Source organism: Pseudomonas juntendi, assembly GCF_009932375.1.
In the GTDB taxonomy this organism is placed as follows: domain Bacteria; phylum Pseudomonadota; class Gammaproteobacteria; order Pseudomonadales; family Pseudomonadaceae; genus Aquipseudomonas; species Aquipseudomonas juntendi.
Map to the genome: position 1 here is coordinate 1 of NZ_BLJG01000351.1, position 487 is coordinate 487.

The 487-nt window shown below is 67.1% G+C and carries 1 protein-coding gene; it reads left to right on the forward strand.

The features are described 5' to 3' along the window. Positions 1-487 (forward strand): AMP-binding protein (locus GYA94_RS25855; protein ID WP_161893378.1); only part of this gene is annotated, 487 nt, incomplete at both ends.

Genomic DNA, 487 nt, shown 5'->3' on the forward strand with positions numbered 1-487 from the left:
TCGGTTTGCTGGCCATCCTCAAGGCCGGTGGCGCCTACGTGCCGCTGGACCCGGACTACCCCGAAGACCGCCTGCGCTACATGCTCGAGGACAGCGGCGTGCAGCTGCTGCTGACCCAGAGCCACCTGCAACTGCCGCTGGCCGAAGGCGTGCAGACCCTGGCGCTGGACCTGGAGCCGGGCGCCGATGACGTGCGCAACCCGAACGTGGCGGTGGCCCCTGAAAACCTGGCGTATGTGATCTACACCTCCGGCTCCACAGGCCGGCCGAAAGGCGCGGGCAACCGCCATTCGGCCCTGGTCAACCGACTGTGCTGGATGCAACAGGCCTACCGGCTGGATGCCCGCGACAGCGTGTTGCAGAAAACGCCGTTCAGCTTCGACGTGTCGGTATGGGAGTTCTTCTGGCCCTTGATGACCGGTGCGCGGCTGGTGGTTGCCGCGCCAGGTGATCACCGCGACCCGGCCCGCCTGGTCGAGCTGATCAC